The sequence below is a fragment of the Streptomyces sp. NPDC030222 genome, from assembly GCF_055573115.1.
Window position 1 is genome coordinate 57,691 of record NZ_JBVICA010000023.1, and the last position, 15,963, is coordinate 73,653.

General features: G+C 71.3%; 16 protein-coding genes. 8 read left to right on the forward strand and 8 right to left on the reverse strand.

The window, feature by feature from the left end:
- Nucleotides 1–49: 49 nt before the first annotated feature.
- Nucleotides 50–1,474 (reverse strand): glutamate decarboxylase, encoded by a 1,425-nt coding sequence (locus ACZ4Z5_RS27540; protein ID WP_468267363.1) that lies wholly within the window; start codon nt 1,472–1,474, stop codon nt 50–52.
- A gap of 4 nt (nt 1,475–1,478) precedes the next feature.
- A complete protein-coding gene (locus ACZ4Z5_RS27545) occupies nt 1,479–1,847 on the reverse strand; it encodes a YbjQ family protein (RefSeq protein WP_468267364.1) in 369 nt (122 codons plus the stop codon).
- A gap of 381 nt (nt 1,848–2,228) precedes the next feature.
- Here ACZ4Z5_RS27545 and ACZ4Z5_RS27550 point away from each other — a divergent pair, with 381 nt between their 5' ends.
- Nucleotides 2,229–2,942, forward strand: a complete 714-nt coding sequence (locus ACZ4Z5_RS27550; RefSeq protein ID WP_468267366.1) for a DedA family protein — start codon at nt 2,229–2,231, stop codon at nt 2,940–2,942.
- A gap of 18 nt (nt 2,943–2,960) precedes the next feature.
- Here the strand turns inward: ACZ4Z5_RS27550 and ACZ4Z5_RS27555 are convergent, their stop codons facing one another.
- Nucleotides 2,961–4,556, reverse strand: a complete 1,596-nt coding sequence (locus ACZ4Z5_RS27555) for a threonine/serine exporter family protein (protein ID WP_468267368.1) — start codon at nt 4,554–4,556, stop codon at nt 2,961–2,963.
- 404 nt (nt 4,557–4,960) lie between these two features.
- Nucleotides 4,961–5,455: an inorganic diphosphatase gene (locus ACZ4Z5_RS27560; protein ID WP_468267482.1), complete on the reverse strand. Its 495-nt coding sequence runs from the start codon at nt 5,453–5,455 to the stop codon at nt 4,961–4,963.
- 173 nt (nt 5,456–5,628) lie between these two features.
- Between ACZ4Z5_RS27560 and dacB the strand changes: the two genes are divergently transcribed.
- A complete protein-coding gene (dacB, locus tag ACZ4Z5_RS27565; RefSeq protein WP_468267370.1) occupies nt 5,629–7,098 on the forward strand; it encodes a D-alanyl-D-alanine carboxypeptidase/D-alanyl-D-alanine endopeptidase in 1,470 nt (489 codons plus the stop codon).
- Nucleotides 7,099–7,178: 80 nt separating this feature from the next.
- Here dacB and ACZ4Z5_RS27570 read toward each other — a convergent pair whose 3' ends face one another.
- A complete protein-coding gene (locus ACZ4Z5_RS27570; RefSeq protein ID WP_468267372.1) occupies nt 7,179–7,829 on the reverse strand; it encodes a MerR family transcriptional regulator in 651 nt (216 codons plus the stop codon).
- A gap of 87 nt (nt 7,830–7,916) precedes the next feature.
- Here ACZ4Z5_RS27570 and ACZ4Z5_RS27575 point away from each other — a divergent pair, with 87 nt between their 5' ends.
- The 6 genes from ACZ4Z5_RS27575 to folE all read left to right on the forward strand — a co-directional run bounded on the left by ACZ4Z5_RS27575 (nt 7,917) and on the right by folE (nt 14,321).
- Nucleotides 7,917–8,357, forward strand: coding sequence for a DUF3291 domain-containing protein (locus ACZ4Z5_RS27575; protein WP_468267374.1), 441 nt, complete (start codon nt 7,917–7,919; stop codon nt 8,355–8,357).
- A 33-nt stretch (nt 8,358–8,390) separates the two neighbouring features.
- A complete protein-coding gene (locus ACZ4Z5_RS27580) occupies nt 8,391–9,518 on the forward strand; it encodes a zinc-dependent metalloprotease (RefSeq protein ID WP_468267376.1) in 1,128 nt (375 codons plus the stop codon).
- Between the two features lie 181 nt (nt 9,519–9,699).
- On the forward strand, nt 9,700–10,710 hold the full coding sequence (gene tilS, locus ACZ4Z5_RS27585; protein WP_468267378.1) for a tRNA lysidine(34) synthetase TilS: 1,011 nt from the start codon (nt 9,700–9,702) through the stop codon (nt 10,708–10,710).
- Nucleotides 10,711–10,784: 74 nt separating this feature from the next.
- Complete coding sequence (hpt, locus tag ACZ4Z5_RS27590; RefSeq protein ID WP_468267484.1) at nt 10,785–11,324, forward strand: hypoxanthine phosphoribosyltransferase; 540 nt, start codon at nt 10,785–10,787, stop codon at nt 11,322–11,324.
- Nucleotides 11,325–11,564: 240 nt separating this feature from the next.
- A complete protein-coding gene (ftsH, locus tag ACZ4Z5_RS27595) occupies nt 11,565–13,583 on the forward strand; it encodes an ATP-dependent zinc metalloprotease FtsH (protein ID WP_468267380.1) in 2,019 nt (672 codons plus the stop codon).
- A 132-nt stretch (nt 13,584–13,715) separates the two neighbouring features.
- A complete protein-coding gene (folE, locus tag ACZ4Z5_RS27600; protein ID WP_468267382.1) occupies nt 13,716–14,321 on the forward strand; it encodes a GTP cyclohydrolase I FolE in 606 nt (201 codons plus the stop codon).
- Nucleotides 14,322–14,389: 68 nt separating this feature from the next.
- Here the strand turns inward: folE and ACZ4Z5_RS27605 are convergent, their stop codons facing one another.
- From ACZ4Z5_RS27605 to folB, 3 genes are read right to left on the reverse strand one after another with little or no spacing between them, the layout of a single operon-like run.
- The gene (locus ACZ4Z5_RS27605) at nt 14,390–14,887 is read right to left on the reverse strand and encodes a DUF3180 domain-containing protein (protein ID WP_468267384.1); all 498 of its coding nucleotides are present in this window, start codon (nt 14,885–14,887) and stop codon (nt 14,390–14,392) included.
- A gap of 59 nt (nt 14,888–14,946) precedes the next feature.
- Nucleotides 14,947–15,543 carry a 2-amino-4-hydroxy-6-hydroxymethyldihydropteridine diphosphokinase gene (gene folK, locus ACZ4Z5_RS27610; protein ID WP_468267486.1) on the reverse strand — a complete coding sequence of 199 codons (597 nt, stop codon included), beginning with the start codon at nt 15,541–15,543 and terminating at the stop codon, nt 14,947–14,949.
- The gene (gene folB / locus ACZ4Z5_RS27615) at nt 15,543–15,902 is read right to left on the reverse strand and encodes a dihydroneopterin aldolase (RefSeq protein ID WP_468267386.1); all 360 of its coding nucleotides are present in this window, start codon (nt 15,900–15,902) and stop codon (nt 15,543–15,545) included. Before folB ends, folK begins: the two co-directional genes overlap by 1 nt.
- Between the last annotated feature and the right edge of the window lie 61 nt (nt 15,903–15,963).

Consider the following 15,963-nt stretch of genomic DNA (forward strand, 5'->3'; position numbering starts at 1 on the left):
GTCAGGTCCGGGCACCGGCGGTCCGGGCGATGGCGGAACGTCCCGCCGGTCAGTGGTGGAACGATGTCGCCGCCGCCTTGTCCCGGCTGAAGGGTTCCGGCTGTGCCCGCAGTTCCGGCAGGAGCCGCTCCAGATCCTCCAGGAGCAGTTCGGCGAGATCGGCGGAGAAGCCGTTGCGGCACACCATCCGCAGCACCGACAGGTCCTGGCGGTTCTTCGGGAACGTGTACGCGGGCACCAGCCAGCCCTCCTCCCGCAGCCGCCGCGACACGTCGAACACGTCGTACGCCTCGACCCCCGGCTCCGTGGTGAACGCGAACACCGGCAGCTGGTCGCCGTGCGTCAGCAGCTGGAAGTCGCCCAGCGCCTCGATCCTCCGGGACAGCCCCTGCGCCACGTCACGCGCGGTCTGCTGCACCGCCTGGAATCCCGACCGCCCGAGCCGTACGAACGTGTAGTACTGCGCCACGACCTGTGCGCCCGGCCGGGAGAAGTTCAGCGCGAACGTCGGCATGTCACCGCCGAGGTAGTTCACCCGGAACACCAGCTCCTCCGGGAGCTCGGCCGGGGACCGCCACAGCGCCCAGCCGACCCCGGGGTAGACGAGCCCGTACTTGTGGCCCGAGGTGTTGATCGACGCCACCCGCGGCAGCCGGAAGTCCCAGACCAGGTCCTCGTCGAGGAAGGGCGCCACCATCGCGCCCGACGCGCCGTCCACGTGGACCGGGACGTCCAGACCGGTCCGTTCCTGAAGGGCGTCCAGGGCGGCGCAGACCTCGGCCACCGGTTCGTAGCTGCCGTCGAAGGTGGAACCGAGGATCGCGACCACGCCGATGGTGTTCTCGTCGCACAGCTCGGCGGCGGCCTGCGGATCGAGATGGAACCGGTTCCCCTCCATCGGCACCAGCCGAGGCTCCACGTCCCAGAAGGTGCAGAACTTCTCCCAGCACACCTGCACGTTGATGCCCATCACAAGGTTCGGCTGGCCGGCGCCGGGGCCGCGCTTCTTCGCCCAGCGGCGCTTCAGCGCCATTCCGGCGAGCATGCACGCCTCGCTCGAACCGGTCGTCGAGCAGCCCACGGCCTTCCCGGGGTCGGGTGCGTGCCACAGGTCCGCGAGCATCGCCACGCAGCGGCGCTCCAGCTCGGCGGTCCGCGGGTACTCGTCCTTGTCGATCATGTTCTTGTCGCGGCACTCCGCCATCAGCTGGGCGGCCTGGGGCTCCATCCAGGTCGTCACGAACGTCGCGAGGTTCAGCCGGGCGTTCCCGTCCAGCATCAGCTCGTCGTGCACCAGCTGGTACGCGGTCGTCGGCGGCATCGGATCGTCCGGCAGCCGGTGCTTCGGCGGCGCCGTCTCCATGCCGCCCGTGGGGTCGGCCACGCCGTAGAACGGGTTCAGGGACAGCCTGCGGCGTTCCCTGCCCTCACGGCCCTCTTCTCCGTGTCCAGTGCTTCCGGTGTGCAATGCCATGCGATCACGACGCCTTGCTGATCACGGCCGCGGTCCCGTAGGCACAGACCTCCGTGCCCACGTCGGCGGCCTCGGTCACATCGAAGCGGAACATCAGCACCGCGTTCGCGCCGCGGGCCCTGGCCTGCTCAACGAGCCGTTCCATGGCCTGATTGCGGGTCTGCACCAGGGTCTTGGTCAGACCCCTCAGCTCGCCGCCCACCAGCGACTTCAGGCCCGCGCCGATCTGGCTGCCGACATGCCGTGAGCGGACGGTCAGGCCGAAGACCTCGCCGATCACGTGGTCGACCTGGTAGCCGGGCACATCGTTGGTCGTCACCACCAGCACGTCGGACTGAGCGCCCTGGCCGCCGCCGTACTCGTCGATGCCCATGGGTCCGCCTCCTTCCTGTCGGGCCCGCCGGCTCATCCCGGCGGACGCGTCACCCGCGGGTCGGTCGCCTTCGGTCACCGACGGTCGGTCGCGTGCGGATCGGTCACCGGCGGGTCGGTGGCGTGCGGATCGGTCACACCCGCCGGACGGGTCGACCGTCGGAACGGTCCGCCCCATCCGTGGGATTTGTCCGGCTTCACCGCAAGCTTTGTCCGGCCGCGGGCACCGTGCATCCTGGGAGGGCCGCTGGAACTACGGGTCGTCACGAGGCGTTGATAGCTTTGGGCACCGCACCAGCACCACGCAGGCCGCCCATCCCGTATGCGGCACCGCCTGCGCCGCGCCGCCTTGCCCGCCTCTCGACCCAGGAGCCCGGAACCCGTGAATACGCTTGCGCTCGGACCGAGCTGGCTGGACCCGGACTATCTGATCACCACGTTCGGCCTGATCGGGGTCCTGGTCATCGTCTTCGCCGAATCCGGCCTTCTCATCGGCTTCTTCCTGCCGGGTGACTCGCTGCTCTTCACCACGGGCCTGCTCGTCACCGCCGGAAAGCTCGACCTCCCGCTCTGGCTCGTCTGCACCCTCATCGTGCTCGCGGCGATCACGGGCGACCAGGTCGGCTATCTCTTCGGGCGCAAGGTCGGGCCCGCGCTCTTCAGCCGCCCGGACTCCAAGCTGTTCAAGCAGGAGAACGTCGAGAAGGCCCACGAGTTCTTCGAGAAGTACGGACCGAAGTCCCTGGTCCTGGCCCGCTTCGTGCCGATCGTGCGGACCTTCACGCCGATCATCGCCGGCGTCAGCCGGATGAACTACCGCTCGTTCATCACCTTCAACGTCATCGGCGGTGTCCTCTGGGGCGCCGGGGTCACCCTGCTCGGCGCGGCGCTCGGCAAGGTCGAGTTCGTGCACAAGAACATCGAGATGATCCTCATCGGGATCGTGGTGCTCTCCGTGATCCCGATCGTCATCGAGTTCATCCGGGCCCGCAGCCAGTCCAAGAAGGCCGCGGTCGCCCCGTACGCCACCGACCACGCCGCCGGGCCCGGGGACTCCACGCCGCCCTCGCAGCGCGGCCGCCACGCCAAGCGCTGACCCCGGACCCACCCGGGATCAGAACCCCCGGGTGCGCTTCGCCGCGCTGCGCGCCGCGCCCGGGGTCCTGAGGAACAGCCGGGCCATCTCCGCGCCGAGGTTCACGCCAATCGCGATCGCCAGGGCCAGTGCCGCGGCCTTGGCGAGCGAGGTGATCCCCTCGTCCATGTTGTTCTGGGCGATGGCCAGCACCCCGAAGTACACCGCGCTGCCGGGCAGCAGGGGCCCGATCGCCGCCGTGACGTAGAGCAGGTACGACGTCGACCGGTAGCGCGACATCAGCTGCCCGAACAGGCCGACCAGGCCCGCCGCGGCCGCCGTAGCCAGCACCGGCGACCCGTTTCCCGTGAAGGTGATCGCCGCGAAGATCACCCAGGCCACGCCGCCGTTGGCCGCGGCGAACAGCACGGTGCCCCGCTCCTGCTGGAGCAGCAGGGCGAAGGTCAGGCACAGCACCATCGCGGCGAGGATCTGCACCACGGGCCGTTCGACCGGGTTCAGCGCCCCCTCCGGATTGAGGGTCGCGCCGAGCTGCACGCCCCCGTACAGCACGGTCAGGACGCCCACCACGATGCCGACGAACAGATAGGCGACCTCCAGCAGCCGGGCCGACGCCGTGATGTAGAAGCCGGTGAGCCCGTCCTGGACGGCCGCGACCAGCGCACGGCCGGGGATCAGCGCGAACAGTCCTCCGGTGATCACCGCGGACGGCCGGAGACCGGCGTGCAGCATGCTGACGCCCACGCCCATCGCGGCCGGTGGCATGGCGGCCGCGACGAACTGGTAGAACTCCGGGAGCCCGCGGCCCGCGCACAGCCAGGCCAGCCGGTCGCCGAGCATCGCCCCGGCCGTCGCCGCGAGGAAGACCGCCGGCCCGCCGCCCAGCAGAACCGAGGCCGCCCCCGCGAGCAGCCCCGCCGCCACGGTCAGCAGCCAGCCCGGGTACGGGTGACGGTTGCGGCGGATCACCGCCAGCCGCCGGTACGCCTCCTCCAGCGTGACGTCGTGCGCCTCCGCCGTGATGGCGGACACCAGCCGGTACACCGCGGCGAGGCGGGTGTAGTCGGCGCCGCGCCGCCGCACGGTCCGGTTCGCCGTTACGGGGTCGTCCACCAGCGACGGCTGGTACGTGATCGAGAGCAGCGTGAAGGTGACGGTCGGTTCGCAGCGGTCCAGTCCGTACGCCCGGCTGATCGCGAACATCGCCGCCTCGACGTCCTCGGCGCCCTCGCCTCCCGAGAGCAGCAGCTCGCCGATGCGCAGGGTCAGGTCGAGGACGCGCGGCGCGGCACCGGCCGGTTCCCCCGCCGTCCGCTGCACCGGTTCCGCCGCCGGCCGCTCGGCCGCCGGCATGCGCAGCATGGTGCGCATCTCGTCCTGCCAGTGCGTGTCCTTGGTCAGCCGGACCTTCGGCGCGTCCTCGGCGGGCGGGAACGCGGAGGCGGCCGGACCGGGCGCCGGACCGATGGTCAGTCCCTCCGGAACGGCGAACTCCGATGTGGGGTGCTCGTCCTCGGACCTCGCCGGCGGCTCCGTGCCGGGCGGCGGGGTGAAGGCGCTGTGCGCCTCGTCGGAAGTGGGTTTCCGGTCACCCGGACCCTCGGATTCGGTCATCGTTCGCTCACGCACCCAGTATCGGCACGGTTCGTACGTCCATCCGTACGGCGGGCGTCGCAGAGTGCCGCCCAAGGCGGCCGGAACGTGACCGTGCGGCCGCGACGTGACCGCGCAGGCGGCCGCATACCCTCGCGGGCTCCGGGCACACGCACGCGGCCCGTACAGCGCTCCTGTGCCTGTATCTGCCGCGTACGGGGCCACCGTGTCTGTACCTGCCGCGTACGGCGCCCGTGCCCGGACACGCCCCGTACGACGCTCCCATGCCCGGGCACGTCCGGCGCCCCCGTGCCCGGACACGCCCGCGCCCCCGTCCGGACGGGGGCGCGGGCGTGTCCGGGAAGGACGGCGGGCGGTGCACCACCCGAGGTGCACCGCCCGCCGTCATCGCTCCGCTGTGCGCGTCAGTGGGCGCCGCCCTGCGCCTCCAGGCGCTTGTAGGAGGCCTCGATCTCGGCCTCGGCCTCGGCACGGCCGACCCAGTTCGCGCCCTCGACGGACTTGCCGGGCTCCAGGTCCTTGTAGACCTCGAAGAAGTGCTGGATCTCCAGGCGGTCGAACTCCGACACGTGGTGGATGTCGCGCAGGTGCTCGACACGCGGGTCCGAGGCCGGGACGCAGAGCAGCTTGTCGTCGCCGCCCGCCTCGTCGGTCATCCGGAACATGCCGATGGCGCGGCACTTGATCAGGCAGCCCGGGAAGGTGGGCTCGTCCAGGAGGACCAGCGCGTCCAGCGGGTCGCCGTCCTCGCCGAGGGTGTTCTCGACGAAGCCGTAGTCGGCGGGGTAGCTGGTGGAAGTGAAGAGTCGACGGTCCAGGCGGATCCGACCGGTCTCGTGGTCCACCTCGTACTTGTTCCGCGAACCCTTCGGGATCTCGATGGTGACGTCGAACTCCACGGGTGGCTCCTCCATGATCAACACATACGTCGGATGATGCTGCCGTCCGCATGGAACCCGGCTCCCGGGCAGGATCGGTCTGCCATGCGGACCGGGGTGCCATGCTCGCGGCAAGCCGCAGTGATTAAGTGTCCCCTACGCATGTGCTTGATCGCGAAAGGGGCTGGTCCGTGATGCGGCAGCTGACCGCGTTCTCCCGCCGGAGTCCCGCCGGAGCCCCCGTGTGGCAGTTCACGGCCGGTGCCGCCGTACTGGGCCTGGTCATGGCCTCCGTGGCGGTGGCCGCGGCCGGCCCGTGGGAGGCCGGCCAGCGTACGGCGGAACGCGCGCGGGCCGCCGCCGTGCCGCGGTCGGGTGGCGCACATCACGCCCGGCCGGCCCGTCCCGCCCCCGCCGGGACCCCGGCGCCCGCCCCCAGCGCGCCCGCCGTGCTCGCCGTGTCCGCCGGAGCCGACGCCCCCGGCAGGGCGGGGCTGGTCGCCGCGCTCGGCCCACTGCTGGACGATCCCGGGCTGGGACCGGACCGCTCCGCGGCCGTCCTCGACGCGGTGACGGGCGAGCAGCTGTACGGGGACCGGGCCGGCGACGCCATGACGCCCGCCTCCACGATCAAGATCGCAACGGGTGTCGCCGCACTGAGCGCGCTGGGTCCCGCGCATCGCATCCCCACCACCGTGCGGGCGACCGCCGACCACCGGACCGTCGTCCTGGTCGGCGGCGGGGACCCCACACTCGACACGGCCGGGCTGCGAACCCTCGCCGACGCCACGGCCCGGGCGGTACGTGCCAGGAAGCTCACCGAGGTCGTGCTGGCGTACGACACCTCCCTGTACTCCGGGCCCGTCCGGCACTCCATCGGGGAGAACCCCAACATCGCGCCGGTCGTCCCCCTGATGACGAACGAGGGGCGTCCCGAGGGTTCGGACGCGGGCCCCGCCGACCGGTCCCCTGACCCGGCCGGGGACGCCGCCCGCGCGTTCGCCGCGCTGCTGCGCGAACGCGGTGTCGCGACCGGCTCTGGCCCGGTCGCCCGGACGGCGCCCAAGGGCGCCGTCACGATCGCCGAGACCCGCTCCCGGCCGCTGTCCGCCCTCGTCGAGCGGATGCTCACCGTCAGCGACAACGACCTCGCCGAGGCCCTGGCCCGGCACACCGCCCTCGCCACGAAGCGGCCCGCCGACTTCGCGGGCGCGGGGGAGGCGGTCGCCGGACAGCTGAGGAAGCTCGGCCTGCCGGTGGACGGGGCGCGGTTCGCGGACGGCAGCGGGCTCAGCCGCGACGACCGGCTGTCCGCCGGTCTGCTCGCTCGGCTGCTCGCCCTGGCCGCGGGGCCGGAGCACCCCGAGCTGCGGCCGGTGCTGACCGGTCTGCCCGTCGCCGGGTTCAGCGGCACGCTGACCACCCGCTTCGGGTCCGGCCAGGGCGGCCTCGCCTCCGGCGGGATGACGGGCGGGGGCGTCGTCCGCGCCAAGACGGGCAGCCTCAACCAGGTCAACACCCTGGCCGGCACGGTCGTCGACGCGAACGGCCGACTGCTGACGTTCGCCTTCCTGTCCGCGGGTGCGGACGCGTCCTCGGCCCAGCCGGCCCTCGACCGCCTCGCCTCCGCGGTGAGCGCGTGCGGCTGCCGTGGCGGTTCCTGAGGGGTCCGGACGTCGTATCAGCCGGCATGCCGCGTCGCCGGACCGCGTCTCAGCCGGCATGCCGCGTCGCGGGCGCCGGCTCAGCCGCCCGAGGCGCCTTGCGCCCCGGATGCACGCCTCGCGGACGCGTCCTCCTGTGCCAGTCGGCGCAGCGCCAGCAGCGTCGGCTCCAGGAGGACCGTGACGAGCATCGCGCGCTCGGCCTGTTCGAGCGGGTCGTCGATGCCCTCCAGTTGGTCGAGGTCCAGTGCCGCGGTCCGCGCGGCCAGGTCGGCGTAGGGCAGCAGGCCCCGCCAGTCGGCGTCCAGGCCGAAGGAACGCAGGGTCTCCAGGGTCTCGGCGACGACCTTCCGGGCGGGGGAGCGGGGCGAGACCTGCCAGCCCAGCTCGGCGAGCAGGGCCTCGACGGAGGGATCCTCCGTACGGGGCGCGGTCTCGCCTGCCCCGTACGCGGGGCCGGCCGGTCGTGCGCCGAGGACGAGGCCGAGCACCTGGTGCACATCGCTCTCGTGCTCGGAGACCGCGGCCAGGACCTCCTTGGTGGCGCTCACCGAGAGGCCCCGCACCCCGATGAGCGCGCGGACCAGCCGCAGCCGCCGGATGTGTGCCTCCCCGTACTCGGCCTGCGTGGCGGCCGTGGCGCGGCCGGGCGGCAGCAGGCCCTCGCGCAGGTAGTACTTGATCGTCGGGATCGACACGCCGCTGCGGCGGCTCAGTTCGGAAATGCGCACGTGCTCCTGCTCCCTCGCCCTCTGGCTATTGGACAGTGTCACTGTCTAGTATGGATAGTGTCACTCTCCAACAAGGAGGCGAGCACCGTGCCCACACTTCCCTGGACGACTCCGAACCCCGCCCCGCCGGGAGCCCGGGCCTTCGTCATGGCCTCGCGCTTCGAGGTGCGGTCCCTCCGTGACGTGCCGCGGTTCCTCCTGAAGTCCTTCGCGGCCTGGGGACAGGTGCGCCGCGCGCCCGGTGCCTACGGCGCCTCGCTCGTCGCCCGTCCACTGGGGCGGTGCTTCTACACGCTCTCCGCGTGGCAGGACCGCGACGCCCTCCACGCGTACGCCCGCACCGAGCCGCACCGGAGCATCATGAAGTCCATGCGGTCCGTCACCGGGAGCTCCACCTTCGTGTACTGGGAGGTCCCCGCGGACCGCCTCCCGATCGCCTGGCCGGACGCCATGGAGCGCCTTGCCACTCAGGCGCGGGCGGACGCCGCGGAAGGGACCGCTGCGGCCCCGGGCGGGTACGACACCTGACCGGACCACCCGGCCAGCACGTACCGTTGACGCATGACGAGCATCGGTGGTGCCGAGATGGTCGACTGGAACCTCGCCGCGGCGACCGCGACGCGTCTCGTGCGGCCCGGCCCGGAGGTGAGCCGGGACGAGGCGCGAGCCGTCGTCGCCGAGCTGCGCCGCCATGCGCGGGCCTCCGAGGAGCATGTGCGGGCGTTCACCGGCCTGACGCCCCAGGGCGACCGGGGGGACACCCCCGTCCTGGTGGTGGACCGGGCCGGCTGGGTCAGGGCGAACGTCGCGGGCTTCCGCGAGCTCCTGCGACCCCTGCTGGACAAGATGCAGGAGCGCCGCGCCGGCGGCCCCGGCGGAGCCGTCCTGGGCGCCGTCGGCGGCAAGGTCACCGGCGTGGAGCTGGGCATGCTGCTGTCGTTCCTCGCGTCCCGCGTCCTCGGCCAGTACGAGACCTTCGCCCCGCCCGGACTGGAGTTCCCCGGCGGTGCGAACGGCGGCGGCAGGCTCCTGCTCGTCGCGCCGAACATCGTCCACGTCGAGCGCGAACTCGACGTCCGCCCGCACGACTTCCGGCTGTGGGTGTGCCTCCACGAGGAGACCCACCGGACCCAGTTCACCGCGGTGCCCTGGCTCCGCGACCACCTGGAGGGCGAGATCCAGGCGTTCCTCGCGGAGACCGACGTCGACCCCGTGACCGTGCTGGAACGGCTCCGCGAGGCGGCCCAGTCGCTCGCCGGGAGCCGCCCCGAGGGTGAGGAGGGCGACAGTGCCCGCAGCCTCGTCGAGATCGTGCAGACGCCCTCCCAGCGCGAGATCCTGGGGCGGCTCACCGCCGTGATGTCGCTGCTCGAAGGCCACGCGGACTTCGTGATGGACGGCGTCGGCCCCACCGTCGTACCGACCGTCGCCGAGATCCGGGAGAAGTTCCAGCAGCGCCGGGCCCGGGGCGCCGGCAGGCTCGACCAGGCGCTGCGCAAGCTCCTCGGCCTCGACGCCAAGCTGCGGCAGTACCGCGACGGCGAGCGCTTCGTGCGCGCCGTCGCGCAGGAGGTGGGCATGGACGGCTTCAACAGGGTGTGGACCTCCCCCAACACCCTCCCCACCAAGGCGGAGATCGCCAAACCGGCGGACTGGATCGCGCGGGTGCACCGGAAGCCGGAACCCTGACACCAGTGCGGCAGAGCGTCCCCCCGAAGTACACAGCATCACCCGTCCGAGGGACCGTGGGGCATGCGTAGGCGTGCAATGCTCGGGGAACGGCTCGGTTCTGTCACCATCGACGCACTCTGAGTGACCGAGCCTCTCCCCACCACCCGAGGCACCCCGACATCACCGAAGGGCAGCGGACATGGGTCCCCATCCTGCGGTCGCGGCGATACGCCTGGCGGTCCGCCGCGTACTCCACGACGTTCTCACCGAAGCCAACACCGACCGCGGCACGGCCGCGCCCCCGCTCGTGCTCGTCGCCTGCTCGGGCGGCGCCGACTCCATGGCGCTCGCCTCCGCCCTCGCCTTCGAGGCGCCGCGCCTCGGCCTCCGGGCCGGAGGCATCACCATCGACCACGGCCTCCAGGCCGGCTCCGCGCAGCGCGCCGCCGAGGTCGCCGACCGGCTGACCGGACTCGGGCTCGATCCCGTGGAGTCGCTGGCCGTCACCGTCGGCCGCGAAGGCGGTCCCGAGGCCGCCGCCCGGGACGCCCGCTACGCCGCCCTGGACTCCGCCGCCGAGCAGCTCGGCGCCGTCGCCGTCCTGCTCGGCCACACCCGCGACGACCAAGCGGAAACCGTCCTGCTGGGTCTCGCCCGCGGCTCCGGCATCCGCTCGCTCTCCGGCATGGCCGCCGTCACCGGCGCCGCCGGCCGGTACCGCCGCCCCTTCCTCCAGATCGATCGCCAGACCGCCCGCAAGGCCTGCATGGTGCAGTCCCTCCCGGTCTGGGACGACCCGCACAACGCCGACCCCGCCTACACCCGCTCCCGGCTGCGCCACGAAGGCCTGCCCGCGCTGGAGAAAGCTCTCGGCAAGGGAGTGGTCGAGGCCCTCGCCCGTACCGCCCAGCTGTCCCGCGACGACGCCGACGCCCTCGACGCGTGGGCCGCCGACGCCGACGCCTCCGTCCGCGACGGGGACGGACAGCTCGAGTGCGCCAAGCTCTTCTGCCTCCCGGCCGCGGTGCGCCGCCGGGTGCTCCGTCGGGCCGTCATCACAGCGGGTTCACCTGCGGGTTCGCTCTTCGCCCGGCACATCGAGGAAGTCGACCGGCTCATCACGGGATGGCGCGGCCAGGGCGCCATCAACCTGCCCGGCCGAGTGGAGGCCCGTCGGCAGGGTGGCAGACTGGTCATCCGGCAAAGCTGAGTCCGGCATCCTCGACCAGGATCCGGGCGGCTGAGGGCGACCAAGAAAGCGATGAGCGGGTGGACGTGAAGGACATGGGTGCCGACCTCAAGTCGGTGCTCATCACCAAAGAAGAGATCGACGCCAAGCTGGCCGAGCTGGCCGCGAAGATCGACGCCGAGTACGCGGGCAAGGACCTGCTCATCGTCGGCGTGCTGAAGGGCGCCGTCATGGTGATGGCGGACCTGGCGCGCGCCCTGTCCACGCCCCTCACCATGGACTGGATGGCCGTCTCGTCCTACGGCGCGGGCACCCAGTCCTCGGGGGTCGTGCGCATCCTCAAGGACCTGGACACCGACATCAAGGGCAAGCACGTCCTGATCGTCGAGGACATCATCGACTCCGGTCTGACGCTCTCCTGGCTGCTCTCCAACCTCGGCTCCCGCGAGCCCGCCTCCCTCGAGGTGTGCACGCTGCTCCGCAAGCCGGACGCCGCCAAGGTGGCCATCGACGTGAAGTGGATCGGGTTCGACATCCCGAACGAGTTCGTGGTCGGGTACGGCCTGGACTACGCGGAGAAGTACCGCAACCTGCCGTTCGTCGGCACGCTCGCGCCGCACGTGTACGGCGGCTGACGCGCACCACCGGCGGCTTCGCGGATTCCGCGGAGCCGCCCGGAGCGGGAACCGGAGACCGTCCCCCGCCGTTGGAGCAGGGGAAGACGGGTTTGTCAGGCGTACCGTACGGTCACGGGTGACAAGCTGGGGTACCGTCCGAAGAACAGTCACAGTAGCTTCAAACGCAGGCACAGCAGCTTCCCAAGCAGCGACTACCAACGGGCAGGAGGGACGGGGCGGCATCGCCGCCCCGTATGGATGGACGTGAAGCGATACTTCCGTGGGCCGGTCATGTGGATCGTGCTGGCCGTCCTCGCCGTGGTCGTGTTGATGCAGGTCGTCGGCTCGTCCGGCGGCTACAAGTCGGTGGACACAGCCGAGGTCGTCCAGGCGATCGACAAGAACCAGGTCAAGCAGGCCAAGATCACCACCGGTGACAGCCAGACCATCAAGATCGAGCTGAAGGACGGCCAGAAGGTCGACGACAGCGACAAGATCCAGGCGAACTACATCAACGGCGAGCAGGGCGTCGCGCTGGCCAACAAGCTCCAGGCCAAGTACGACAGCGGTGACCTGGAGAAGGGCTACACCGTCTCGCCGGACAAGCAGAACCCGATCGTCGGGATCCTGTTCTCGCTGCTCCCGTTCGTGCTCATCGTGGTCGTCTTCCTGTTCCTGATGAACCAGATGCAGGGCGGCGGCTCCAGGGTCATGAACTTCGGCAAGTCCAAGGCCAAGCTCATCACCAAGGACACCCCGAAGACGACCTTCGCCGACGTGGCCGGGTCCGACGAGGCGGTCGAGGAACTCCAGGAGATCAAGGAGTTCCTGCAGGAGCCCGCCAAGTTCCAGGCCGTCGGCGCCAAGATCCCCAAGGGTGTGCTGCTCTACGGCCCGCCCGGTACGGGCAAGACGCTGCTCGCGCGCGCCGTCGCGGGCGAGGCCGGTGTCCCGTTCTACTCGATCTCGGGTTCCGACTTCGTCGAGATGTTCGTCGGTGTCGGTGCCTCCCGGGTCCGCGACCTGTTCGAGCAGGCCAAGGCGAACGCCCCCGCCATCGTCTTCGTCGACGAGATCGACGCCGTCGGCCGGCACCGCGGTGCCGGTCTGGGCGGCGGCCACGACGAGCGCGAGCAGACCCTGAACCAGCTCCTCGTCGAGATGGACGGCTTCGACGTGAAGGGCGGCGTCATCCTGATCGCCGCCACCAACCGGCCCGACATCCTCGACCCGGCGCTGCTCCGTCCCGGCCGCTTCGACCGGCAGATCGCCGTCGACCGACCGGACATGCAGGGCCGCCTGGAGATCCTCAAGGTCCACCAGAAGGGCAAGCCGGTCGCCCCGGACGTCGACCTGTCGGCAGTCGCCCGCCGCACGCCGGGCTTCACCGGCGCCGATCTGTCGAACGTGCTCAACGAAGCCGCGCTGCTCACCGCGCGCAGCGACAAGAAGCTGATCGACAACCACATGCTGGACGAGGCGATCGACCGCGTCGTGGCGGGCCCGCAGAAGCGGACCCGGATCATGTCGGACAAGGAGAAGAAGATCACCGCGTACCACGAGGGCGGACACGCCCTGGTCGCGGCGGCCTCCCCGAACTCCGACCCGGTCCACAAGATCACGATCCTGTCCCGCGGCCGCGCCCTCGGCTACACCATGGTCCTGCCGGACGAGGACAAGTACTCGACCACGCGCAACGAGATGCTCGACCAGCTGGCCTACATGCTGGGCGGTCGCGCGGCCGAGGAGCTCGTCTTCCACGACCCGACCACGGGCGCCGCGAACGACATCGAGAAGGCCACCACCACGGCCCGCGCGATGGTCACGCAGTACGGCATGACCGAGCGGCTCGGCGCGATCAAGTTCGGCGGCGACAACACCGAGCCCTTCCTGGGCCGGGAGATGGCGCATCAGCGCGACTACTCCGAAGAGGTCGCGGCGCTGGTCGACGAAGAGGTCAAGAAGCTCATCGAGGCCGCGCACAACGAGGCCTGGGAGATCCTCGTCGAGAACCGCGACGTCCTCGACAACCTGGTCCTCGCCCTGCTGGAGAAGGAGACGCTGGGCAAGGAGGAGATCGCCGAGATCTTCGCCACCGTGGTCAAGCGCCCGGCCCGTCCGGCGTGGACCGGCTCCTCGCGCCGCACCCCGTCGACCCGTCCCCCGGTGCTCTCGCCGAAGGAGCTGGCCCTGACCAACACGGCCAACGGCTCCAGCAGCGCGACCCCCGCGGACACGGTCACGGAGGCGGTCGTGGAGAACCCCGCCGAGAGCTGAGACCGCCCGGCCGGGCTGCCGGCCGCCGACGGTCCTCCGGCCCCGGAATTAATGCCGTACCTCCCAGGTTTAGCCTGGGAGGTGCGGCATTTCGTGTATGCCCGCAGGTCTGAGCACAGGAACGAGGCACACATGATCGACCCGGTGACGCTGGACGGCGAGGGCACCATCGGCGAATTCGACGAGAAGCGTGCCGAGAACGCCGTACGAGAGCTCCTCATCGCGGTCGGCGAGGATCCCGACCGCGAAGGCCTCCGAGAGACCCCGGGCCGCGTCGCGCGGGCGTACAAGGAGATATTCGCCGGGCTGTGGCAGAAGCCCGACGACGTGCTGACCACGACGTTCGACCTGGGCCACGACGAGCTGATCCTGGTCAAGGACATCGAGGTCTTCAGCTGCTGCGAGCACCACCTGGTCCCCTTCCGGGGGGTGGCGCACGTCGGCTACATCCCGGCGACCAGCGGGAAGATCACCGGCTTGTCCAAGCTCGCCCGGCTCGTCGACGTCTTCGCCCGGCGCCCGCAGGTGCAGGAGCGTCTGACCACGCAGATCGCCGACTCCCTGATGGAGATCCTGGAGGCGCGCGGAGTGATCGTCGTGGTCGAGTGCGAGCACATGTGCATGTCGATGCGCGGCATCCGCAAGCCGGGAGCCAAGACCATCACCTCGGCCGTGCGCGGTCAGCTGCGTGACGCGGCGACCCGCAACGAGGCGATGAGCCTGATCATGGCCCGCTGAGCCGTCGCCCACGTGATTCAGCCCGCCGATGCGGTGATTCCGTCCGCCGATGCGGTGTGAGCCCCGGCTCACGCCACATGTGCCGGGCCGCCGCCGTGCGGGCCGTTGTGGTCGCCGTCCTCGGGCAGCTTGCAGACGCGCTCCAGGAACAGGGCGGCGGCGATGACCGCGATGCCGGCGAGCACCGCGAACCCGGCGTACACGGCCTGGTCGCGGCGTCCGGGGATGTCGAGGAAACCGAGCAGGAAGACCCCGGTGCCGCCGTAGAGTCCGGCGACGAGGGCCGCGACCAGGGCGCTGGCCTGACCGAAGACAACCGCACGGGCGGCCATCAGGGGCTCCACACCGCTGGCGCCGGGCCGCCGTTCCCGCTGGGCCCGGAGCCGGGCCCGCAGGGACAGCGCGGTCGCGGTGAGGACGACGGCGATGACGGCCAGCACGATCGGGGCCGCCAGGGGGACGCTCGGCAGATCGCCCACGGAGTCCCAGAGGCGGGCACCGGCCCAGGAGACCACACCGGCCCCCAGGAACAGCACAGCGAGCACTCCGATCCGCAGTTGCTTCACGCCATCGCCCTTCTCCGGCCGGTCCTCTGTCGTACCGATGACTCCGCAGAGCCTAACGATTACTCGGGGAGGCGGAGTTCCAGGTCGGGACGGACGAGCACGCCCTCCTGTCCGAGCGAGGCCAGGAGGCCGGAGACCGGGCCGTGCCCGGGGAGCTGGGCGTCCGGGTCGACATCGAGCCAGGGAGCCAGCACGAACGCCCGCTGGTGCGCGCGCGGGTGCGGCAGGGTGAGCGCCGGGTCGTCGGACACCGCCCCGGCGTACGTGATGATGTCCACGTCTATGGTCCGGGGGCCCCACCGCTCCTCACGGACCCGGTCGAAGGCCTCCTCGACCGCCTGGCCGCGCTCCAGCAGCGACTCCGGCGGCAAGGTCGTCCGGATCAGTACGACGGCGTTGTAGTACGACGGCTGGGATCCGGGCTCGACGCCCCACGGCTCGGTCTCGTAGACCGGCGAGACGGCCTTGACCCGCAGCCCCGGGGTGTCCTCCAGCGCGTCGACGGCGCCCTGGAGGGTCTCCAGCCGGTTGCCGAGGTTGCTCCCGAGGGAGAGCACGGCCCATTTGGGGTTGCTCAGGGTGGTGTCGGCGGCGTCGACGGTCTCCACGACGGAGGCCGGTACCGGCTGGACGGTCGGGTCGCTCGTGGGGTTCATCATGCGCGGCTCCGGGTGATCGTGACGGTCACGTCGTCGAACGGCACGGTGATCGGGGCGTCCGGCTTGTGGACGCACACCTCCACCTCCTGGACGCCGTCGTGCTTCAGGCACTGCTGGGCGATGCGCTCGGCGAGCGTCTCGATCAGGTCGACCGGCTCTCCCTGGACGACGTCCACGACCTCTTCGGCCACGACACCGTAGTGCACCGTCTTCGCCAGGTCGTCGTCGGCCGCTGCCGGGCGGGTGTCGAGCCCCAGCACCAGGTCGACGATGAAGGTCTGGCCCTCCTCGCGCTCCCTGGGGAAGACGCCGTGGTGCCCACGGGCCCTGAGGCCGCGCAGCGCGACACGATCCACGCGAATCACTCCTGCTGTCGTCGGGTGTACGGGCGGACACCGAGTGCGGTCGACGTGCCAC

Excerpts from the sequence above, each read along its gene's own strand:
- ACZ4Z5_RS27540 (WP_468267363.1), bottom strand. The coding sequence starts at position 1,474 with ATGGCATTGCACACCGGAAGCACTGGACACGGAGAAGAGGGCCGTGAG.
- ACZ4Z5_RS27580 (WP_468267376.1), top strand. The coding sequence starts at position 8,391 with ATGACGAGCATCGGTGGTGCCGAGATGGTCGACTGGAACCTCGCCGCG.
- ACZ4Z5_RS27545 (WP_468267364.1), bottom strand. The coding sequence starts at position 1,847 with ATGGGCATCGACGAGTACGGCGGCGGCCAGGGCGCTCAGTCCGACGTG.
- folE (WP_468267382.1), top strand. The coding sequence starts at position 13,716 with ATGATCGACCCGGTGACGCTGGACGGCGAGGGCACCATCGGCGAATTC.
- hpt (WP_468267484.1), top strand. The coding sequence starts at position 10,785 with ATGGGTGCCGACCTCAAGTCGGTGCTCATCACCAAAGAAGAGATCGAC.
- dacB (WP_468267370.1), top strand. The coding sequence starts at position 5,629 with ATGCGGCAGCTGACCGCGTTCTCCCGCCGGAGTCCCGCCGGAGCCCCC.
- tilS (WP_468267378.1), top strand. The coding sequence starts at position 9,700 with ATGGGTCCCCATCCTGCGGTCGCGGCGATACGCCTGGCGGTCCGCCGC.
- folK (WP_468267486.1), bottom strand. The coding sequence starts at position 15,543 with ATGAACCCCACGAGCGACCCGACCGTCCAGCCGGTACCGGCCTCCGTC.
- ftsH (WP_468267380.1), top strand. The coding sequence starts at position 11,565 with ATGGACGTGAAGCGATACTTCCGTGGGCCGGTCATGTGGATCGTGCTG.
- ACZ4Z5_RS27555 (WP_468267368.1), bottom strand. The coding sequence starts at position 4,556 with ATGACCGAATCCGAGGGTCCGGGTGACCGGAAACCCACTTCCGACGAG.